This window comes from Streptomyces glaucescens (genome assembly GCF_002154375.1).
Lineage (GTDB): Bacteria > Actinomycetota > Actinomycetes > Streptomycetales > Streptomycetaceae > Streptomyces > Streptomyces glaucescens.
This window is the reverse complement of the sequence record NZ_MUND01000311.1, coordinates 1-20,700: the sequence shown is the minus strand read 5'-3', so window position 1 is coordinate 20,700 and position 20,700 is coordinate 1. Positions and strand designations below refer to the sequence as shown.

The window sequence follows — 20,700 nt, the reverse complement described above, 5'->3', positions numbered from 1 at the left end:
GTCAGCCCTCCGCGGGGGCGAGGCGCTTCAGCTCGGCCTCGGTCGACTTCAGCAGGTCGTTCCAGGACGCCTCGAACTTGTCGACGCCCTCGGCCTCCAGGAGCTGCACCACGTCGTCGTACTTGATCCCGAGCCTCTCGACGGCGTCGAGGTCGGCGCGGGCCTGCTCGTACGTGCCGGCGATGGTGTTGCCGGTGATCTCGCCCGACTCCTCGGTGGCCAGCAGGGTGGCCTCCGGCATGGTGTTCACCGTGTTCGGCGCGACCAGCTCGTCGACGTACAGCGTGGACTTGTACGCCTTGTCCTTCACACCGGTGGAGGCCCACAGCGGACGCTGCTTGTTGGCGCCCGCCTTCTCCAGCGCGCTCCAGCGGTCGGAGGAGAAGACCTCCTCGTACGCCTGGTAGGCGAGCCGGGCGTTGGCGAGGGCGGCCTTGCCGCGCAGCGCCTTGGCCTCGTCGGTGCCGAGCGCGTCGATCCGCTTGTCGATCTCGGTGTCCACACGGGACACGAAGAAGGACGCCACGGAGTGGATCTGCGAGAGGTCGAGACCCTTCTCCTTCGCCTTCTCCAGGCCGGAGAGGTAGGCGTCCATCACCTTGCGGTAGCGCTCCAGCGAGAAGATCAGCGTGACGTTGACGCTGATCCCGTTGCCGATGACCTCGGTGATCGCGGGCAGGCCCGCCTCGGTCGCCGGGATCTTGATCAGCGTGTTGGGGCGGTCCACCAGCCAGGCCAGCTGCTTGGCCTCGGCGACGGTCGCCTTGGTGTCGTGCGCGAGGCGCGGGTCGACCTCGATCGACACCCGGCCGTCCTGGCCGCCGGTCGCGTCGTAGACCGGGCGCAGGATGTCGGCGGCGTCGCGGACGTCCGCCGTGGTGATCATGCGGATGGCCTCTTCGACCGTCACCTTGCGGGCGGCGAGGTCGGACAGCTGCTGGTCGTAGCCGTCGCCCTCGGAGATCGCCTTCTGGAAGATCGTCGGGTTGGTGGTGACGCCCACGACGTGCTGCTGGTCGATCAGCTCGGCGAGGTTGCCCGAGGTGATCCGCTTGCGCGACAGGTCGTCCAGCCAGATCGCGACGCCTTCCTCGGAGAGGCGCTTCAGTGCGTCTGTCATGGAAAATGCATCTCCTACGTGTCGTATATGAGCGTCAGCGCTGGGCGGCGGCGAGCGATTCCCGGGCCTTGGCGGCCACGTTCTCCGCGGTGAAGCCGAACTCGCGGAAGAGCACCTTGCCGTCGGCCGAGGCACCGAAGTGCTCCAGGGACACGATCCGGCCGGCGTCCCCGACGTACTTGTGCCAGGTGAGGCCGATGCCGGCCTCGACGGCGACGCGCGCCTTCACGTGCGGCGGCAGGACGCTGTCCCGGTACCCCTGGTCCTGCTGTTCGAACCACTCGACGGAGGGCATCGACACCACGCGGGTGGGCACACCGTCGGCCTGGAGCGCCTCGCGCGCCTCGACGGCCACGTGCACCTCGGAGCCGGTGGCGATCAGGATCACCTGCGGCTCGCCGCCGTCGGCCTCGAACAGGACGTAGCCGCCCTTGGCCGCGTCGTCGTTGGGCTCGTAGGTCGGCACGCCCTGCCGGGTGAGGGCGAGGCCGTGCGGCTGCCCCTTGCCGAACTCCTTGGTGTACCGCTTGAGGATCTCGCGCCAGGCGATGGCGGTCTCGTTGGCGTCGGCCGGGCGGACCACGTTCAGGCCCGGGATGGCGCGCAGCGCGGCCAGGTGCTCGACCGGCTGGTGGGTCGGGCCGTCCTCGCCCAGGCCGATGGAGTCGTGCGTCCACACGTACGTCACCGGCAGGTGCATCAGCGCCGACAGCCGCACCGCGTTGCGCATGTAGTCGGAGAACACCAGGAAGGTGCCGCCGTAGATGCGGGTGTTGCCGTGCAGGGCGATGCCGTTCATCTCCGCGGCCATGGCGTGCTCGCGGATGCCGAAGTGGATCGTCCGGCCGTACGGGTCCGCCTCCGGCAGCGGGTTGCCCGCCGGGAGGAACGACGACGTCTTGTCGATCGTCGTGTTGTTGGAGCCGGCCAGGTCGGCGGAGCCGCCCCACAGCTCGGGGACGACCTCGCCGAGGGCCTGGAGGACCTTGCCGGACGCGGCACGGGTGGCGACGCCCTTGCCGGGCTCGAAGACCGGGATCTTCTCCTCCCAGCCGGTGGGCAGCTCACCCTTGGCGATGCGGTCGAACTCGGCCGCGCGCTCCGGGTTGTTGTCGCGCCACTCCTGGAACGACTTCTCCCACTCGGCCTTGGCCTGGCGGCCCCGCTCCAGCGCCTTGCGGGTGTGCTCGATGACCTCGTCGGCGACCTCGAAGGTCTGCTCCGGGTCGAAGCCGAGGACGCGCTTGGTGGCCGCGACCTCCTCGTCGCCCAGCGCCGAGCCGTGCGCGGCCTCGGTGTTCTGCGCGTTCGGGGCCGGCCAGGCGATGATCGAGCGCATGGCGATGAAGGACGGCCGGTCCGTGACCTTCTTGGCCTCCTGGATCGCGGCGTGGATCGCCTGCGGGTCCAGGTCGCCGTCGGCCTTGGGCTCCACGCGCTGCACGTGCCAGCCGTAGGCCTCGTAGCGCTTGACGGTGTCCTCGGAGACGGCCGTCTCGGTGTCGCCCTCGATCGAGATGTGGTTGTCGTCCCACAGCAGGATCAGGTTGCCGAGCTTCTGGTGGCCGGCGAGCGAGGACGCCTCGGCGGAGATGCCCTCCTGGAGGCAGCCGTCACCGGCGATGCAGTAGACGTAGTGGTCGAAGGGGGACTCCCCGGCGGGGGCCTCCGGGTCGAAAAGACCGCGCTCGTAGCGGGCGGCCATGGCCATGCCGACGGCGTTGGCGACACCCTGGCCCAGCGGGCCGGTGGTCGTCTCCACACCCGTGGTGTGGCCGTACTCGGGGTGACCCGGGGTCTTGGAGCCCCAGGTGCGGAAGGCCTTCAGGTCGTCCAACTCAAGGCCGAAGCCGGCCAGGTACAGCTGGGTGTACAGGGTCAGGGACGAGTGGCCCGCGGACAGCACGAACCGGTCGCGGGCGACCCACTCGGCGTCCGCCGGGTCATGCCGCATCACCTTCTGGAAGAGGGTGTAGGCGGCGGGCGCCAGGCTCATCGCCGTACCCGGATGGCCGTTGCCAACCTTCTGTACGGCATCGGCGGCCAGGACTCGGGCGGTGTCCACGGCCCGCTGGTCCAGCTCGGTCCACTCGAGGTCTGTGGTGGTCGGCTTGGTGCTCACCCTGGGTCAGGGCTCCTCTCCACATGTCGAATGCCGGTGTGGGCGTACACCGACCGCCGGTGCACTCCGCGCCCACCGGCCTTGTCGAGCCTACCCCCGCGAGAACGTGCATTTTTTCGAGTCATTACAGACTGCCGGGACTCTCGGGAATCCGCCTCCTGACTGGGCCGTACCGGCTTTCGCCAAGTGAATACGCAGGCGCTCATCTGACCGCTCAACCGTCGCCCGACCGGCCCATTTGAGGGGGCCGCAAAACGGCCGTCCGACGATCGCCCCGGCGACCGTCCGGAGATCGTTCGGAGGTCGTCCGGAATCCGTCCGGGACTATTCGTCCGGGGTTCGTCCGGAGTTCGTCCGCGGGGCCGCTGCGGTGATCGTCGGGGGGGCCGCTCCGATGATCGTCCGGGGGTGCCCCGGTGATCGTCCGGATGATCGTTTCCGGCCCGCCGTCCGCGCGCCGGAGCGTGCCGCCCAACACGACCCCACCCCCGCGAAGGCCGGGGTATGGGCAACGTCTACAGTGGCGTGGTACGCGCGAGCCCTTTACCGGCACCTCACACCGGGAGGCTCGCTGGGATGTCTCTGTCAGGGGTGTGCGTGACGGCCGTTGAATCCCGTCCTGCGGGGGTTATCGGGACGAGCCAGAGCCCGAGTCGCCGGCCGTTCGGGGCCCGTGCGAAGGCGTTCGTGGCGCTGACCAAGCCGCGGATCATCGAGCTGCTGCTGATCACCACGGTGCCGGTGATGTTCCTCGCCGAGCAGGGCGTGCCGGACCTCGGTCTGGTGCTGCTCACCTGCGTCGGCGGGTACCTGTCGGCCGGCGGCGCGAACGCGCTGAACATGTACATCGACCGCGACATCGACGCGCTGATGGACCGCACGTCGCAGCGTCCGCTGGTCACCGGCATGGTCAGCCCGCGCGAGTGCCTCGTCTTCGGCATCACCCTCGCGGTGGTCTCCACCCTGCTGTTCGGCCTGACCGTCAACTGGCTGTCGGCCTGGCTCTCCCTCGGCGCGCTCCTCTTCTACGTCGTCGTGTACACGATGATCCTCAAGCGCCGGACCTCGCAGAACATCGTCTGGGGCGGCATCGCCGGCTGCATGCCGGTGCTGATCGGGTGGACCGCGGTCACCGACTCGCTCGCCTGGGCCCCCGTCATCCTCTTCATGGTGATCTTCTTCTGGACGCCGCCGCACTACTGGCCGCTGTCCATGAAGGTCAAGGAGGACTACGCGCGCGTGGGCGTGCCGATGCTGCCGGTCGTCGCCTCCAACAAGACCGTCGCCAAGCAGATCGTGATCTACAGCTGGGTGATGGTCGCGGTCTCCCTGCTGCTGACCCCGCTCGGCTACACCGGCTGGTTCTACACCGCGGTCGCCCTGGTCGCGGGCGGCTGGTGGCTGTGGGAGGCGCACGCGCTCCAGAACCGTGCGAAGGCCGAGGTCACGGGCGCGAAGCTGAAGGAGATGCGCCTGTTCCACTGGTCCATCACCTATGTGTCGCTGCTCTTCGTCGCCGTCGCGGTGGACCCCTTCCTGCGCTAGACACCCCTTCGTACCGTCCGCACGCCGGGCGATGGGGGTGCCCCGTGAGCGGTCGAGGCCGAGAGCCTGGGGGAACGTGGTCAAGGCCACGCACCCCTCCCGTCGCCGTTTGATCTACCCGTCGGTAGCATCCTGGCCATGGCAGACACGCAGCAGGTTGACGCGAAGGCCGAGCGCACGGTGGCCCGGCTCGCCAAGCGGATCGGCGCCTTCTCCAAGGCGCACGGCGGTGCCGAGGGCCAGGTGGCGTACCTCGGGCAGCGCGGCGCCCGGATCGTCCTCGTGGGCGAGGACGGCGGCTGGGGCGACCTGGTGGCCCCCTCCTACGCGATCGCCGAGCAGGCCGTCGCGAAGGCCGGGATCACCGTCCACGAGGACTTCGACGGCGAGTTCGCCGCCAAGGTGAGGACCGGCCCGTACGAGTGGACCCGCATGGCGGGCATCCAGGTCGGCGGCCCCTCGAACGGCTGACACCGGCCGGCGCCCCGCCCCCGGGACGGCCCTGGAACGGCTGACAGTCGTCGGCGGTTCGCACGGGGTGTGCGCCCGCGGTACCTGACACCCGGTTCACCCGTTAGGACTCGTAGGAGTACGCGGTCCAGTCACGGGAGTCCCGGATGATCGAAACGCCGTCCCTCGTGGACCAGTACTGCCACGGCGTACTGAGAACGGAGCTGGGCCTCGGCACCTTCGAGACCCAGCTGGCCCGCACCGAGGGACCGCCCGCCTCGGGCACCACCCTGTTCGACACCCAGACGGGCTTCGCCGTACGGCGCTGGTGCCCGCCCCTGCTCGGCCTGGAACCCCACTGCCCGCCCGCCCGCTACCTCGCCCGGCGCCGGGAACTGGGCGTCCTGGAGGCCGGCCGGCGGCTGCTGCGCGGCAGCGGCATCACCACGTATCTCGTCGACACCGGCCTGCCCGGCGACCTCACCGGCCCCGCCGAGCTGGCCGCCGTCTCCGCCGCCGAGGCCCGGGAGGTCGTACGGCTCGAACTGCTGGCCGAGCAGGTCGCCGACACCTCCGGCACCTGCGAGTCGTTCCTCGCCAACCTCGCCGAATCGGTGCACGGCGCCGCCGCGAACGCGGTCGCCTTCACCTCCGTGGCCGGCGTCCGCCACGGACTCGCCCTCGCGCCCGAACCGCCCGGCCCCGGCGAGGTACGCGGTGCGGCGGGGCGCTGGCTGGCCGCCCGGCCGGTCGGCGGAGAGCTGAGCGACCCCGTGCTGCTGCGCCATCTGCTGTGGATCGCGGTCGCCACCGGCCGGCCGCTCCAGCTGCACGCCGGACTCGGCGAGCCGGGACTGCGGGTCGACCGGACGGACCCCGTGCTGCTCACCGACTTCGTCCGGGCCGCGGCGGGCCTGGGCACGGACCTGGTGCTGCTGCACGGCTACCCGTACCACCGGCACGCCGCCCACCTCGCCGGAGTCTTCCCGCACGTCTACGCCGACTCCGGCGCCGCCCTGGTCCGCACCGGCGCCCGGGCCGCCACCGTCCTCGCGGAGATCCTGGAACTCGCCCCCTTCGGCAAGGTCCTCTTCTCCAGCGGTGCCCAGGGGCTGCCCGAACTGCACGTCGTGGGCGCCCGGCTGTTCCGCGAGGCGCTGGCCCGGGTGCTCGGCGGCTGGGTGGCCGAGGGCGCGTGGTCCCTCGGGGACGCCCAGCGGGTGGCGGGGCTGATCGCGGCGGGGAACGCGCGGCGGGTGTACGGGCTGGAGTGAGCGCCCTCCGGGCGGAAGACGGCCGGTCAGGCGGTGGTCAGCGCCCGGTCCGGCTGCTCCGGAAGGTCCGCCGGGGCGGCGTCGGGCCGCTCGCGCAGCGCCAGCAGCACCCGCAGGGTGCCGATCCACACCAGGCACGAGCCGAGCATGTGCGCGCCGACCAGGACCTCGGGGAGGTCGGTGAAGTACTGCACGTAACCGACCACGCCCTGGAGCAGCAGGATCACGAACAGATCCCGGGTGCGGTCCAGCGGGCCCTTCGGCGCGTCGACCGCCTTCAGCACGAACCACAGCGCGAACGTCAGCGTCACCACGATCCACGCCAGCACGGCGTGCAGCTTGCTGACCATCTCCCAGTCCAGCGGCATCCGCGGCACGTCACTGGAATCGCCCGCGTGCGGGCCCGCACCGGTGACGACCGTGCCGACCGCGATCAGCAGCACCGTGACGCCGATCAGCACCCACACCAGCTGCTGAACGGACTTTCCGACCAGCGGCCGGGGCACCCCGTCTCCCTCCCGGGTGCGCTGCCACATCACGGTCGCGACCGCGATCAGCGCGGAGGAGAGCAGGAAGTGCGCGGCGACCGTGTACGGGTTGAGACCGACCAGCACGACGATGCCGCCGAGGATCGCGTTGCCCATCACGACCCAGAACTGGATCCAGCCCAGCCGGGTCAGGTCCCGCCGCACCGGCTTCTGCGAGCGGGCCGCGATGATCGCCCAGCCGACGGCCGCGCACAGCACGTACGTCAGCATGCGGTTGCCGAACTCGATGGCGCCGTGCAGGCCCATCTCCGACGTCGCGGTGAGCGAGTCCTCCGTGCACTTCGGCCAGGTCGGGCAGCCCAGACCGGAGCCGGTGAGGCGGACCGCGCCGCCGGTGACCACGATGACCACCGACATGACGAGCGCGGCGAGAGCGGCCCGCCGAACCGTCCGGGGGTCCGGGGTCCAGCGGGCGGCGATGAAGGCGAGCGGGTTGCGCAGCGCCGCTGCGGCGTCGGCGCGGGTCAGCTTTGGCACGCGCACCATCGTAGGGGGCCGCTTGTGCACCCGTTCACGAGGGGTGCGAATCAGGCGGTACGGGCTACTCCCAGCGGAAGAACCTCCCCGCCGCCGCCAGTCCCGCGACCGCCCAGACCGCGAGGATCGCCAGGTTCCCCCACGGCATCCCGGCGCCGTGCTGGAGCACGTCGCGCAGTCCGTCCGAGAGGGCGGAGATCGGCAGCAGGCCGAGGACGTCCTGGGCGGCGGGCGGGAACTTGTCGAGCGGCACGATCACCCCGCCGCCGACGAGCAGCAGCAGGAAGACCAGGTTGGCGGCGGCCAGTGTCGCCTCCGCCTTGAGGGTGCCCGCCATCAGCAGGCCGAGCCCGGAGAAGGCGGCCGTGCCGAGCACCAGGAGCAGCAGGACGGCGAGCGGGCTGCCGTGCGGCGACCAGCCCAGCGCGAAGGCGATCACCGTCACCAGGATCACCTGGAGCACCTCGGTGACCAGCACGGACACCGTCTTGGCGGTCATCAGGCCCCAGCGCGGCAGGGGCGAGGAGGCGAGCCGCTTGAGCACGCCGTAGCGGCGTTCGAAGCCGGTGGCGATGGCCTGGCCGGTGAAGGCGGTCGACATCACGGCGAGCGCCAGGATGCCGGGCGTGAGGAAGTCGACGGCCTCGCCCGCGCCGGTGTCGACGATGTCGACGGTGCTGAACAGGACGAGCAGCAGGGTCGGGATGATCACCGTCAGGAGCAGCTGCTCGCCGTTGCGCAGCAGCATCTTCGTCTCCAGGGCGGCCTGGGCGGCGATCATGCGGGGGAGCGGGGCGGCTCCGGGCCTGGGCGTGTGGGTCCCCGTCGTCATGCGCGCAGCTCCTTGCCGGTCAGCTCCAGGAAGACGTCCTCCAGGGTGTGCCGCTCCACCGAGATCCGGTCCGGCATCACCCCGTGCTGGGCGCACCAGGAGGTGACCGTCGCCAGCAGTTGCGGGTCGATCTTGCCGACGACCCGGTAGGAGCCAGGTGTCAGCTCGGCCGCCGCGCAGTCCGCGGGCAGCGCCTTGAGCAGGGAGCCCACGTCGAGGCCGGGGCGGCCGGTGAAGCGCAGGGTGTTCTCGGCGCCGCCGCGGCACAGCTCCTCGGGGGAGCCCTGGGCGATGACCTTGCCGGCGTCGATGATGGCGACGTCGTCGGCGAGCTGCTCGGCCTCGTCCATGTAGTGAGTGGTGAGGATGACCGAGACGCCGTCGGCGCGCAGGTCGCGGACCAGGTCCCAGGTGGCGCGGCGGGCCTGCGGGTCGAGTCCGGCGGTGGGCTCGTCGAGGAAGACCAGCTCGGGGCGGCCGACGACGGCCATCGCCAGGGCGAGCCGCTGCTGCTGTCCGCCGGACAGCCGCCGGTACGTCGTACGGCCGCAGGAGCCGAGCCCGAGCCGTTCGACGAGGGCGTCCACGTCGAGGGGATGGGCGTGCAGTTTCGCGACGTGGCGCAGCATCTCGTCGGCCCGGGCGCCGGAGTAGACGCCGCCGGACTGGAGCATCACGCCGATCCGCGGGCGCAGCTCGCGGGACTGGCGGACCGGGTCGAGGCCCAGGACGCGCACCGTGCCGGAGTCCGGCCTGCGGTACCCCTCACAGGTCTCGACCGTGGTCGTCTTGCCCGCCCCGTTGGGGCCGAGGACGGCGGTGACGCCCGCCCGGGCCACCAGGTCGAGGCCGTCCACCGCGGTCTTCGGGCCGTACCGCTTCACCAGGGCCTGGACCTGGAGCACGGGCTCGTTTCGCATGGTCCCGAGTCTAGGGAGCCGCGGGGTGCCTCAGGCGGGCGGGTGCGCAAGTGCACCCCGGGACGGCCGGCTCCGTCACTCGGGTTCGCTCGCGCGGGGCCGGTGCCGGGCCAGCCAGCGCTCGGCGTACGCCACCGCGTCGGCCACGGGGAAGAGCCGTGCCACGGCGGCTCCGGCGGTCCCGCGTACGACGGGGCGGTCGCGCTCGAAGTCGTGTCCCAGTTCGTCGAACCGCTCCGAGGAGATCGACGGCTCGGTGACCACCTCCCAGCCGTCCGGCCCGGGGCGGCCGACCTCGACCGGCGGTGCCGGTATCCGGTACTCGGCGAGGTGGAAGCTCGTGCACGCGTCGTAGTCCGCGCCGAGCAGCAGCACCCGGGCGCCGAGGCGTTCCAGCGCCGCGAGCGGGCTGCGCTCGCCGAGGCGGCAGTCGGGGGCGTGGCCGTCGGTGATCTCCGCGGCGCGCGGGCCGAGGGCGGCGAAGGAGGTGTGGGGGTGGGCGGAGCGGCGGGCGCCGGGCCAGGTGCGGACGGTCTCGGGGACGACCCCGACGCCCCGGGTGGGCGTGATCCGCGGGTCGTAGGCGGGCATGGCGGCCCGGATGGCAGGCCACCACTCCTCGGGGACCGGCGGGTTCGACCACCCGGCCGGGTCGGAGAGGTCGGCGGTCTGGGTGGGGACGACGAGGGTGCCGTCGGGGCCGAGGGCGTCCAGGAGGGCCTGGACGACGGCGACGGCGCCTCCGCACACCCAGCCGAGGGAGCTGAGGGAGGTGTGCGCGAGGAGGGTCTCGCCCGGGCGTACGCCCAGGTCGGCGAGGTCCGCCGCGAGGGTGTCGCGGGTGACGAGCGGGCCGGTCGGAGCGGAGGTGGACATGATCATGGAGTGTCCAGGCCGGGGGGTGGGGGCGCCACCGGTTTTACGCACGGGCGGACCTGCGGTTTGATCGATCAAAGATCGTTTGCGCAGGTCAGTTTAGGTATGCCTAAGTGACGCAGGGCACCGTCCGGTGGACCGGGCGCCGCTTGTCACGCTCTCGGGAATTACGCAACAATGGCGTTGTGAAAAACGTCGGCGCAGCTCGGGAGACCCCCGCGGGGGCCCCGCAGGAGGAGCTCGCGACCGGGGAGCGCTCGACGCGCAACCGGGTCGCGCGGTCGATCCTGGACCACGGTCCGTCGACCGTCGCCGAACTCGCCGGCCGGCTGGGCCTCACCCAGGCCGCCGTCCGCCGGCACCTGGACGCGCTGGTCGCCGACGGCGTCGTCGAAGCCCGCGAGCGGCGGGTGTACGGCGCCCGCACCCGGGGCCGCCCCGCCAAGGTCTTCGCGCTGACCGACTGCGGCCGGGACGCCTTCGACCAGTCGTACGACACGCTGGCCATGGACGCCCTGCGCTGGATCGCCGAGCGGGAGGGCGGGGACGAGGCGGTCGCCGCCTTCGCCCGCGCCCGGATCGCCGCCCAGTCCACCGCCTACCGGAAGGCGGTCGAGCAGGCCGCCCCCGAACAGCGGACCGAAGCGCTGGCCAAGGCCTTGAGCGCGGACGGGTACGCTGCTACCGCGCGCAGCGCGCCCACCGGCGAGCAGCTGTGCCAGCACCACTGTCCGGTCGCCCACGTCGCCGAGCAGTTTCCGCAGCTCTGCGAGGCCGAGACGGAATTTTTCGCCGAGCTGCTCGGTACACATGTACAGCGGCTGGCCACGATCGCCCACGGCGACGGCGTGTGCACGACGTTTATCCCGAAGACCTCCACGACGAAGGCCTCGACGGCGACGGCCGCGAGGACTCCGAAGATTTCCGACACCACCCACAACGCATCTGCAAGCACGGCCGGGAGGAACCCCGCATGACTCTCCCCACGGAGACTGCCCACCCTGAGCTCGAGGGCCTGGGCAAGTACGAATACGGCTGGGCCGACTCCGACGAGGCCGGTGCCGCAGCGAAGCGCGGCCTGAACGAGGACGTCGTCCGCGACATCTCGGGCAAGAAGTCCGAGCCGGAGTGGATGACCAAGCTGCGCCTCAAGGGCCTGAAGCTCTTCGAGAAGAAGCCCATGCCGAACTGGGGCTCGGACCTGTCGGGCATCGACTTCGACAACATCAAGTACTTCGTGCGCTCCACGGAGAAGCAGGCGGAGTCCTGGGAGGACCTGCCCGAGGACATCAAGAACACCTACGACAAGCTGGGCATCCCGGAGGCCGAGAAGCAGCGCCTCGTCGCCGGTGTCGCCGCCCAGTACGAGTCGGAGGTCGTCTACCACCAGATCCGCGAGGACCTGGAGGAGCAGGGCGTCATCTTCCTCGACACCGACACCGCGCTGAAGGAGCACCCGGAGCTCTTCAAGGAGTACTTCGGCACCGTCATCCCGGCCGGTGACAACAAGTTCGCCGCGCTGAACACGGCCGTGTGGTCCGGCGGCTCCTTCATCTACGTCCCGCCGGGCGTGCACGTGGAGATCCCGCTCCAGGCCTACTTCCGGATCAACACCGAGAACATGGGCCAGTTCGAGCGGACCCTGATCATCGTCGACGAGGGTGCCTACGTGCACTACGTCGAGGGCTGCACCGCCCCGATCTACAAGTCGGACTCGCTGCACTCCGCGGTCGTCGAGATCATCGTCAAGAAGAACGCCCGCTGCCGCTACACGACCATCCAGAACTGGTCGAACAACGTCTACAACCTGGTCACCAAGCGCGCCGTCGCCTACGAGGGCGCGACCATGGAGTGGATCGACGGCAACATCGGCTCCAAGGTGACGATGAAGTACCCGGCCGTCTACCTGATGGGCGAGCACGCCAAGGGCGAGACCCTGTCCATCGCCTTCGCGGGCGAGGGCCAGCACCAGGACGCCGGCGCCAAGATGGTCCACATGGCCCCGAACACCTCGTCCAACATCGTCTCCAAGTCGGTGGCGCGCGGCGGTGGTCGTACCTCGTACCGCGGTCTGATCGAGATCGGCGAGGGTGCCCCGGGCTCCAAGTCCAACGTCCTCTGCGACGCGCTGCTGGTCGACACGATCTCCCGCTCGGACACCTACCCGTACGTCGACGTCCGCGAGGACGACGTGTCCATGGGCCACGAGGCGACCGTCTCCAAGGTCTCCGAGGACCAGCTCTTCTACCTGATGAGCCGCGGTCTCTCCGAGGACGAGGCGATGGCGATGATCGTGCGCGGCTTCGTCGAGCCGATCGCCAAGGAGCTGCCCATGGAGTACGCCCTCGAGCTCAACCGGCTGATCGAGCTCCAGATGGAAGGCGCGGTCGGCTGACCACCGGCCCGCGATCCCATCAGGCCCCTTACGCAACGGAAAGCGAGCATTACGACAGCCATGGCTGAGGCTCAGAACTCCCCCGTCCTCAACTCCGTTCGGGCGGGGGGACCCCTACCGGTGGGCTCCACCACCGCCGGCTCGATCGCGGTGGCCGCCGAGTCCACCGTCGTCTCGCGCATGAGCGCGCCCCCGTCCTTCGACGTGGCGGACTTCCCCGTCCCGCACGGCCGTGAGGAGGAGTGGCGGTTCACCCCGCTGGAGCGCCTGCGCGGGCTGCACGACGGCACCGCGGTCGCCACCGGCGACGGCGTGAAGGTCACCGTCGACGCCCCCGAGGGCGTCGTCGTCGAGACCGTCGGCCGGGACGACGCCCGGATCGGCAGGGCGGGCACCCCCGTGGACCGGATCGCCGCGCAGGCGTACTCGGCCTTCGAGAAGGCGTCGGTCGTGACCGTCCCCAAGGAGACCGTCCTCACCGAGCCGATCCGGATCGCCGTGCACGGCCAGGGCGGGGTCGCCTTCGGCCACCAGGTGATCGAGCTGGGCGCCTTCGCGGAGGCCGTCGTCGTCATCGACCACACCGGTGACGCGGTGCTCGCGGCCAATGTCGACTACGTCCTCGGTGACGGTGCCAAGCTGACCGTCGTCTCCGTCCAGGACTGGGACGACAAGGCCGTGCACGTGGGCCAGCACAACACGCTGATCGGCCGCGACGCCTCCTTCAAGTCGGTCGTCGTCACCTTCGGCGGCGACGTCGTCCGCCTGCACCCGCGCATCACCTACGCGGGCCCCGGCGGCGAGGCCGAGCTGTTCGGCCTGTACTTCACCGACGCCGGCCAGCACCAGGAGCACCGCCTGCTGGTCACCCACAACGTGCCGCACTGCAAGTCGAACGTCGTCTACAAGGGCGCGCTCCAGGGCGAGGCCGCGCACGCCGTGTGGATCGGCGACGTGCTGATCGAGGCCAAGGCCGAGGGCACCGACACCTACGAGATGAACCGCAACCTCGTCCTCACGGACGGCGCGCGGGTCGACTCGGTGCCGAACCTGGAGATCGAGACCGGCGAGATCGTCGGCGCCGGCCACGCCTCCGCGACCGGCCGCTTCGACGACGAGCAGCTGTTCTACCTGATGGCCCGCGGTATCCCGGAGCACGAGGCGCGCCGCCTCGTCGTCCGCGGCTTCTTCGCCGAGCTGGTCCAGCAGATCGGCGTCGCGGACATCGAGGAGCGTCTGCTCACCAAGATCGAAGAGGAGCTGGAGGCGTCGGTCGCATGACGTTCGTCCGCGCCTGTGGGCTGAGCGAGCTGGAGGAGGACACCCCGAAGCGGGTGGAACTCGACGGCACGCCGGTCTCGGTCGTCCGTACCGAGGGGGAGGTGTTCGCCATCCACGACATCTGCTCCCACGCGAACGTCTCGCTCTCCGAGGGCGAGGTGGAGGACTGCCAGATCGAGTGCTGGCTGCACGGCTCCGCGTTCGACCTCCGCACCGGCAAGCCGTCCGGTCTCCCCGCGACGCGCCCCGTCCCCGTATACCCCGTAAAGATCGAAGGGGACGACGTGCTCGTCTCCCTCACCCAGGAGTCCTGAGGCACCCATGGCAACGCTTGAAATCCGAGACCTGCACGTCACCGTCGAGGCCGACAACGCCACGAAGGAGATCCTCAAGGGCGTCGACCTCACCGTGAAGCAGGGCGAGACGCACGCCATCATGGGCCCCAACGGCTCGGGCAAGTCGACGCTCGCTTACTCCCTCGCGGGCCACCCGAAGTACACGATCACCGGCGGCACCGTGCTGCTCGACGGCGAGGACGTCCTGGAGATGTCCGTCGACGAGCGCGCCCGCGCGGGCCTGTTCCTGGCGATGCAGTACCCGGTCGAGGTCCCCGGCGTCTCGGTCTCCAACTTCCTGCGCACCTCCGCCACCGCCATCCGCGGCGAGGCCCCCAAGCTGCGCACCTGGGTGAAGGAGGTCAGGGAGGCCATGGAGCGCCTCAACATGGACCCGGCCTTCGCCGAGCGCAACGTCAACGAGGGCTTCTCCGGCGGTGAGAAGAAGCGCCACGAGATCCTCCAGCTGGAGCTGCTGAAGCCGAAGGTCGCGATCCTCGACGAGACGGACTCCGGTCTGGACGTCGACGCGCTCCGCATCGTCTCCGAGGGCGTCAACCGCGTCCGCGAGACCGGTGAGGTCGGCACCCTGCTGATCACCCACTACACGCGCATCCTGCGCTACATCAAGCCCGACTTCGTCCACGTCTTCTCCGGCGGCCGCATCGTCGAGTCCGGCGGCGCCGAGCTCGCCGACAAGCTGGAGAACGAGGGTTACGAGGCATACACGAAGGGTGGCGCATCCGCGTGACACAGCTGCCGGGCCTCCTCGACACCGAGGCGATCCGCAAGGACTTCCCGATCCTCGACCGGGTGCTGCACGGCGACAAGAAGCTCGTGTACCTGGACAACGCGGCGACCTCGCAGACTCCGCGCCAGGTCCTCGACGTGCTCGGTGAGTACTACGAACAGCACAACGCCAACGTGCACCGCGGCGTGCATGTGCTGGCCGAGGAGGCCACGGCGCTGTACGAGGGCGCGCGGGACAAGGTCGCGGAGTTCATCAACGCGCCCAGCCGCGACGAGGTGATCTTCACCAAGAACGCCTCCGAGTCGCTGAACCTGGTGGCCAACATGCTCGGCTGGGCCGACGAGCCCTACCGGGTGGACGCGGACACCGAGATCGTCATCACGGAGATGGAGCACCACTCCAACATCGTGCCGTGGCAGCTGCTCGCGCAGCGCACGGGTGCGAAGCTGAAGTGGTTCGGCCTCACCGACGACGGCCGCCTTGACCTGTCCAACATCGACGAGGTCATCACGGAGAAGACGAAGATCGTCTCCTTCGTGCTGGTGTCGAACATCCTGGGCACGTTCAACCCGGTCGAGGCGATCGTGCGCCGCGCCCAGGAGGTCGGCGCGCTGGTCTGCGTCGACGCCTCCCAGGCCGCCCCGCACATGCCGCTGGACGTCCAGGCCCTCCAGGCCGACTTCGTGGCCTTCACCGGCCACAAGATGTGCGGCCCGACCGGCATCGGCGTCCTGTGGGGCCGCCAGGAACTGCTGGAGGACCTGCCTCCGTTCCTCGGCGGCGGCGAGATGATCGAGACCGTGTCGATGCACTCGTCGACGTACGCGCCGGCCCCCCACAAGTTCGAGGCGGGCACCCCGCCGATCGCCCAGGCGGTCGGCCTCGGCGCGGCGATCGACTACCTCAACTCGATCGGCATGGACAAGATCCTCGCCCACGAGCACGCCCTCACCGAGTACGCGGTGAAGCGTCTCGGCGAGGTCCCCGACCTGCGGATCATCGGCCCCACCACGGCCGAGGACCGCGGCGCCGCGATCTCCTTCACGCTCGGCGACATCCACCCGCACGACGTGGGCCAGGTCCTCGACGAGCTGGGCATCGCCGTCCGCGTCGGTCACCACTGCGCCCGCCCGGTCTGCCTGCGCTACGGAATTCCTGCGACCACGCGAGCGTCGTTCTATCTGTACTCCACGCCGGCCGAGATAGACGCTCTGGTGGACGGCCTGGAGCACGTACGGAACTTCTTCGGCTGAGGGGCGTGCTGACAAGGTGAAGCTGGACTCCATGTACCAGGACGTCATCCTGGACCACTACAAGAACCCGCACGGGCGGGGCTTGCGGGATGGCGACGCCGAGGTGCACCACGTGAACCCCACGTGCGGCGACGAGATCACACTGCGCGTGAAGTACGACGGCACGACCATCAGCGATGTCTCGTACGAGGGCCAGGGCTGCTCCATCAGCCAGGCCAGCGCGTCGGTGCTGAACGACCTGCTGGTCGGCAAGGACGTCGCCGAGGCGCAGAAGATCCAGGAGACCTTCCTGGAGCTGATGCAGTCCAAGGGGAAGATCGAACCCGACGACGCCATGGAGGAGGTGCTGGAGGACGCGGTCGCGTTCGCCGGCGTCTCCAAGTACCCGGCCCGGGTCAAGTGCGCCCTCCTCAGCTGGATGGCGTGGAAGGACGCGACGGCCCAGGCGCTGGGCGCCGACGCCGAAAGGAAGACGGCATGAGCGAGACCGTTGAGATGAAGCCGGCCTCGGAGGAGGAGATCCGCGAGGCGTTGTACGACGTCGTCGACCCCGAGCTGGGCATCGACGTCGTCAACCTGGGCCTGATCTACGGCATCCACATCGACGACGCGAACATCGCGACGATCGACATGACCCTGACCTCCGCGGCCTGCCCGCTGACGGACGTCATCGAGGACCAGGCCAAGTCCGCCACGGACGGCCTGGTCAACGAGCTGCGCATCAACTGGGTCTGGATGCCGCCGTGGGGCCCCGACAAGATCACCGACGACGGCCGCGAGCAGCTGCGGGCGCTGGGGTTCAACGTCTGACCCTGTCGGCACATGCGTGAAGTGGCCCCCCGGTGGTTCGCACCGGGGGGCCACTGCGCTGTGTGCGGGCCGCGGCTGGGCTCATCCGCATGGGATACCTGACGCTCGCCGGAGCCTTCGGGCAACAGCCGGGTGCCATGCGGGGCGGGCGACGACCACTCGCCCCGCGAGCAGTACGCCTTCCCCCAGAGCCTCCCCGACGACCCGCGGCAGGTCAGGGCGAGGGTCCGCGCCTTCTTCCACGCCACGGACGCGTCCGAGACCCGTACGGAGCACGAGTACCGCGCCCTCGCCACGATCCCAGGCGTGCGGGCGGCGGACGCCCCGGGCACGGCGGGCCGGGACGCGATCGCGCTGTACCTGTACCAGGAGGGCCCGGCCCCCGCTCGGGCCTGCGCAGGAGACGCTCCTCGACCCGTGACCCGCCTCTACAGCGGTTGCCGCTACCTGGAGGGGCGAGGTGATCATCACCGGCGCCCGCCTCACGACCCGGGTCGTGGACGATGACGACGAGCGGCGCCGAGACCGTCCCGCGGTCCTCTCCCGGCACGTGAGACGGAGGCCGGGCCGGTTCGCCCGGGTGGGCGGGCCCACGTTAGGTTTCCCTCATGACCGACACGACTGCTCCCCGCACCACCGGCGCCGTGGCCGCCGGCCTCGCCACGATCGCCGCCGACGGCACCGTTCTCGACACCTGGTTCCCCGCGCCCGAGCTGACCGATGCGACCGCCGAGGGCCTCGGCCCGGCCGGCACCGAGCGCCTGGACGCCGACCGCACCGCCGAACTGCTCGGCGAGCACGGCGTCGCCGCCCTCGGCAAGGACGACGTCCGCGGTGTGGAGATCGTCGCGGTCCGTACGGTCATCTCCTCCCTGGACGACAAGCCGCTCGACACCCACGACGCCTACCTGCGGCTGCACCTGCTCTCGCACCGCCTGGTCAAGCCGAACGAGCCGAACCTCGACGGCATCTTCGGCCTGCTCGCCAACGTCGCCTGGACCTCGCTCGGCCCGGTCGCCGTCGACACCCTGGAGACGGTCCGCCTCGCCGCCCGCGCCCGCGGCCTGCACCTCAGCGTGTTCGGCGTGGACAAGTTCCCGCGCATGACGGACTACGTCGCCCCCGCGGGCGTCCGCATCGCCGACGCCGACCGCGTCCGTCTCGGCGCCCACCTCGCCGCGGGCACCACCGTCATGCACGAGGGCTTCGTCAACTTCAACGCCGGCACCCTCGGCACCTCCATGGTCGAGGGCCGCATCTCCCAGGGCGTCGTCGTCGGCGACGGCTCGGACATCGGCGGCGGCGCGTCCACCATGGGCACCCTGTCCGGCGGCGGCAAGGAGCGCGTGGCCATCGGCGAGCGCTCCCTCGTCGGCGCCGAGGCCGGCATCGGCATCGCCCTCGGCGACGACTGCGTGGTCGAGGCGGGCCTCTACCTCACCGCCGGCACCCGCGTCACCCTCCCCGACGGCCAGATCGTCAAGGCCCGCGAACTCTCCGGCGCCTCCAACATCCTCTTCCGCCGCAACTCGGTCACCGGCACGGTGGAGGCCCGCCCGAACAACGCGGAGTGGGGCGGCCTGAACGAGATTCTGCACAGCCACAACTGATCACGGGCGGCCGTGACCTGCGACCGCCTTATCGATCAACGGCCTGACCTGCTGCTGAGCTGTCGGTAGCTGTCGACGTTGGTCATCGTTGAGCGCCCTTCCACGGCCCGAGGACGGCCCGGGAGGGCGCTCCTTCTTGGTTGTCTGACTGCCGGATGTAGTGCACGGCATGTTCGTCTGGAGGACGTGCGCCTGGTAGGTCTCCGCCTGCCGCGACGGTCCGTAGGTAGGTGCGTGGCGTCCGGCGACAGCCGTCGGCCAGGTGGTTGCCTAGACGGTGGGCCACCACTCAGCAGGGCTGCCCAGCCTGTGCGTGAATCTGCACAAATGAGGGTGCAGCAACCTCCACACATGACTACCATTTGCCGTCAGAACAGCCGTGAGGGCTGCTCCAGAGAAAAGTCTCGGGTGCGGGGAGAGTCAATGAAAATGGAGCCACGCAGCATGGCGCTCGACAAGGTGTTCAAGCGTCGTGGTCGCTACGACATCCCCGACTGGCAGCGCGATGAGGTGTGGTCGCCTCAACAGAAGAGGCTTCTTATTGACTCGATCCTGAACGGATGGAAGCTTCCGAAGTTCTATTTTGCCAAGACGTCGAGCGACCCTGATGAGTTCGACGTGGTAGATGGGCAGCAGCGTCTTGCTACGATCTGGGAGTTCTTCGAGGATAAGCTGAGGCTCTCCGATGAAACTGCCAAGCGGTTTGGAGGGTATACTTACTCTGAGCTCCCTGAGTCCGTCACTGACGATTTCGACGACTTTGAGATTCAGTACGACGAGATCACCGAAGCTACTGACGATGATATTCAGGAGTTTTTCCAGCGGCTCCAGGCCGGGAAGGCCCTCACTTCCGCCGAGAGGCTCAACTCGGTAAACAGTAACCTCATCGGCTATGCTCGGAAGCTGGCTACCCACAAGTTCTTCGCTGAAAAAGTGGCGAGTAGCAACACGCGAAAAGCTTACTTCGATATGGCTTTGAAGGCCCTCGCTCTCGAAATTGAAGGGTTCGATCTTGGTCTTCGATACGACGATCTGAAGGCGTTGGCCGACTCGCAGAGTAATTTCTCGGAGGACTCGCAGGTAGCAAAAAGGCTCCTGAATACGCTTGACTACCTCGATCGTTGTTTCCCGAAGAGGAGTTCGGCTCTGCGTAACAGGAGTACCATCCAATCGTTCATCACGCTCGCGGCAGTTATTGTGTCGAGTGGGCGGTCTGAAGGGACGGAGGAGCGCCTGTACTCATTCTTTGAGGATTTTACCGCGCAGCTCGCGAAACAAAACGAGCTTGGCACGAAGGCGACCGATACTGCATATCTGGAGTATCAGCGCACGCTATCAGCGAACGTCAAGTCCGGTGCTAAAGATCGGCATGAGATTCTTCTGCGTAAGTTGCTAATTGCAGATCCTGCATGGATGAGCGTGCTGACGCTCAAGGACTCTGCTCCTGCAGCGATCCAAGAAGAAATTGACAACCTGGGGCGGAGGATCAGCGCCCTGATTTCACAGAAGAACGAACAGTACTCCGCCAAGAATGGATCCGACCTGTTCAAGCCTACTAACAGAACCTTCGCCGCCATGACATCGATTCGCGAGCCCATCGAGAACTTCGACGCCTACTCGAAGCTGATCGGAGAACTCTACTTTGTTCTTCGTGAGGGCCCGGGATCCCGTCTCGACGGTAACGTCCCTCCATCCTTTGTCGACGTAAACCTCCTCCGTACCGGACTTCAACACGATGTCGATCACGGGAAGTCAGGGGCGGTCGCCAGTAAGAGGAAGAAGATCGGCGAAGCGTTTGCGCGCTACGCTTCGGGGGAGACCTCGCCCTCTACTTTGGCCCCCGAGCGTTTCCCCCTCGTGCAGGCGGCGCTTCTTCGTGCGATCGCCGAAGACCTGGATTCCCTAGCGGTGTAGGTTCTACGTGAGGAATTCCCTGCTAGGTCGGCGGAACGGCTTTGGGCTGGAGCTGATTTGGCGCGAGTGTCATGGCCCATTACGCTAGCCCGCGGATCGGGCAGGTTTGTGAGCCTGCCCGTTAGTGCCCGATTTTGGGCCATGATCTTCGAGGCTCGCGTCAAATTGGCTGCCTAACTGGCTGTTC

20 protein-coding genes are annotated in these 20,700 nt (G+C 69.2%); 14 read left to right on the top strand and 6 right to left on the bottom strand.

Annotated elements, in window-relative coordinates; translation table 11 throughout:
- Position 1: 1 nt before the first annotated feature.
- The gene (gene tal, locus CCN42_RS20760) at positions 2-1,120 is read right to left on the bottom strand and encodes a transaldolase (protein WP_086737731.1); all 1,119 of its coding nucleotides are present in this window, start codon (positions 1,118-1,120) and stop codon (positions 2-4) included.
- A 34-nt stretch (positions 1,121-1,154) separates the two neighbouring features.
- The gene (gene tkt / locus CCN42_RS20755) at positions 1,155-3,242 is read right to left on the bottom strand and encodes a transketolase (RefSeq protein WP_086737729.1); all 2,088 of its coding nucleotides are present in this window, start codon (positions 3,240-3,242) and stop codon (positions 1,155-1,157) included.
- 576 nt (positions 3,243-3,818) lie between these two features.
- Here tkt and CCN42_RS20750 point away from each other — a divergent pair.
- The 3 genes from CCN42_RS20750 to CCN42_RS20740 all read left to right on the top strand — a co-directional run bounded on the left by CCN42_RS20750 (position 3,819) and on the right by CCN42_RS20740 (position 6,511).
- Positions 3,819-4,787, top strand: a complete 969-nt coding sequence (locus tag CCN42_RS20750; protein WP_386581011.1) for a heme o synthase — start codon at positions 3,819-3,821, stop codon at positions 4,785-4,787.
- Between the two features lie 138 nt (positions 4,788-4,925).
- Positions 4,926-5,258 (top strand): hypothetical protein, encoded by a 333-nt coding sequence (locus tag CCN42_RS20745; protein WP_086170037.1) that lies wholly within the window; start codon positions 4,926-4,928, stop codon positions 5,256-5,258.
- A 146-nt stretch (positions 5,259-5,404) separates the two neighbouring features.
- Entirely contained in the window at positions 5,405-6,511 is a 1,107-nt protein-coding gene (locus CCN42_RS20740) for an amidohydrolase family protein (protein ID WP_086737723.1), read from the top strand.
- Positions 6,512-6,537: 26 nt separating this feature from the next.
- Here the strand turns inward: CCN42_RS20740 and CCN42_RS20735 are convergent, their stop codons facing one another.
- The 4 genes from CCN42_RS20735 to CCN42_RS20720 form a co-directional block, all read right to left on the bottom strand.
- A complete protein-coding gene (locus tag CCN42_RS20735) occupies positions 6,538-7,545 on the bottom strand; it encodes a COX15/CtaA family protein (RefSeq protein WP_211294757.1) in 1,008 nt (335 codons plus the stop codon).
- Positions 7,546-7,600: 55 nt separating this feature from the next.
- Positions 7,601-8,368, bottom strand: coding sequence for an ABC transporter permease (locus CCN42_RS20730; protein ID WP_086737719.1), 768 nt, complete (start codon positions 8,366-8,368; stop codon positions 7,601-7,603).
- Positions 8,365-9,288 carry an ABC transporter ATP-binding protein gene (locus CCN42_RS20725; protein ID WP_086737717.1) on the bottom strand — a complete coding sequence of 308 codons (924 nt, stop codon included), beginning with the start codon at positions 9,286-9,288 and terminating at the stop codon, positions 8,365-8,367. Before CCN42_RS20725 ends, CCN42_RS20730 begins: the two co-directional genes overlap by 4 nt.
- Positions 9,289-9,363: 75 nt before the next feature.
- Positions 9,364-10,164 (bottom strand): AAC(3) family N-acetyltransferase, encoded by an 801-nt coding sequence (locus tag CCN42_RS20720; RefSeq protein ID WP_086737751.1) that lies wholly within the window; start codon positions 10,162-10,164, stop codon positions 9,364-9,366.
- 185 nt (positions 10,165-10,349) lie between these two features.
- Here CCN42_RS20720 and CCN42_RS20715 point away from each other — a divergent pair, with 185 nt between their 5' ends.
- The 11 genes from CCN42_RS20715 to CCN42_RS20665 all read left to right on the top strand — a co-directional run bounded on the left by CCN42_RS20715 (position 10,350) and on the right by CCN42_RS20665 (position 20,513).
- Positions 10,350-11,141: a helix-turn-helix transcriptional regulator gene (locus CCN42_RS20715; protein WP_086737715.1), complete on the top strand. Its 792-nt coding sequence runs from the start codon at positions 10,350-10,352 to the stop codon at positions 11,139-11,141.
- Positions 11,138-12,559: a Fe-S cluster assembly protein SufB gene (gene sufB, locus CCN42_RS20710; protein WP_086170043.1), complete on the top strand. Its 1,422-nt coding sequence runs from the start codon at positions 11,138-11,140 to the stop codon at positions 12,557-12,559. Before CCN42_RS20715 ends, sufB begins: the two co-directional genes overlap by 4 nt.
- A 60-nt stretch (positions 12,560-12,619) precedes the next feature.
- A complete protein-coding gene (sufD, locus tag CCN42_RS20705; protein WP_086737713.1) occupies positions 12,620-13,840 on the top strand; it encodes a Fe-S cluster assembly protein SufD in 1,221 nt (406 codons plus the stop codon).
- Positions 13,837-14,154, top strand: a complete 318-nt coding sequence (locus tag CCN42_RS20700; protein ID WP_004002164.1) for a non-heme iron oxygenase ferredoxin subunit — start codon at positions 13,837-13,839, stop codon at positions 14,152-14,154. Before sufD ends, CCN42_RS20700 begins: the two co-directional genes overlap by 4 nt.
- Positions 14,155-14,161: 7 nt before the next feature.
- Positions 14,162-14,926, top strand: a complete 765-nt coding sequence (gene sufC, locus CCN42_RS20695; RefSeq protein WP_086737711.1) for a Fe-S cluster assembly ATPase SufC — start codon at positions 14,162-14,164, stop codon at positions 14,924-14,926.
- The gene (locus CCN42_RS20690) at positions 14,923-16,179 is read left to right on the top strand and encodes a cysteine desulfurase (protein ID WP_086170046.1); all 1,257 of its coding nucleotides are present in this window, start codon (positions 14,923-14,925) and stop codon (positions 16,177-16,179) included. The genes sufC and CCN42_RS20690 overlap by 4 nt, the downstream gene beginning before the upstream one ends.
- Before the next feature lie 16 nt (positions 16,180-16,195).
- Entirely contained in the window at positions 16,196-16,660 is a 465-nt protein-coding gene (gene sufU / locus CCN42_RS20685) for a Fe-S cluster assembly sulfur transfer protein SufU (protein ID WP_086737709.1), read from the top strand.
- Complete coding sequence (locus tag CCN42_RS20680; protein ID WP_058926035.1) at positions 16,657-16,989, top strand: metal-sulfur cluster assembly factor; 333 nt, start codon at positions 16,657-16,659, stop codon at positions 16,987-16,989. The genes sufU and CCN42_RS20680 overlap by 4 nt, the downstream gene beginning before the upstream one ends.
- 132 nt (positions 16,990-17,121) lie before the next feature.
- Positions 17,122-17,496: a hypothetical protein gene (locus CCN42_RS20675; protein WP_086737707.1), complete on the top strand. Its 375-nt coding sequence runs from the start codon at positions 17,122-17,124 to the stop codon at positions 17,494-17,496.
- A 101-nt stretch (positions 17,497-17,597) separates the two neighbouring features.
- On the top strand, positions 17,598-18,599 hold the full coding sequence (dapD, locus tag CCN42_RS20670) for a 2,3,4,5-tetrahydropyridine-2,6-dicarboxylate N-succinyltransferase (protein ID WP_086170050.1): 1,002 nt from the start codon (positions 17,598-17,600) through the stop codon (positions 18,597-18,599).
- 444 nt (positions 18,600-19,043) lie between these two features.
- Positions 19,044-20,513, top strand: a complete 1,470-nt coding sequence (locus CCN42_RS20665) for a DUF262 domain-containing protein (RefSeq protein WP_158102111.1) — start codon at positions 19,044-19,046, stop codon at positions 20,511-20,513.
- Positions 20,514-20,700: the final 187 nt, after the last annotated feature.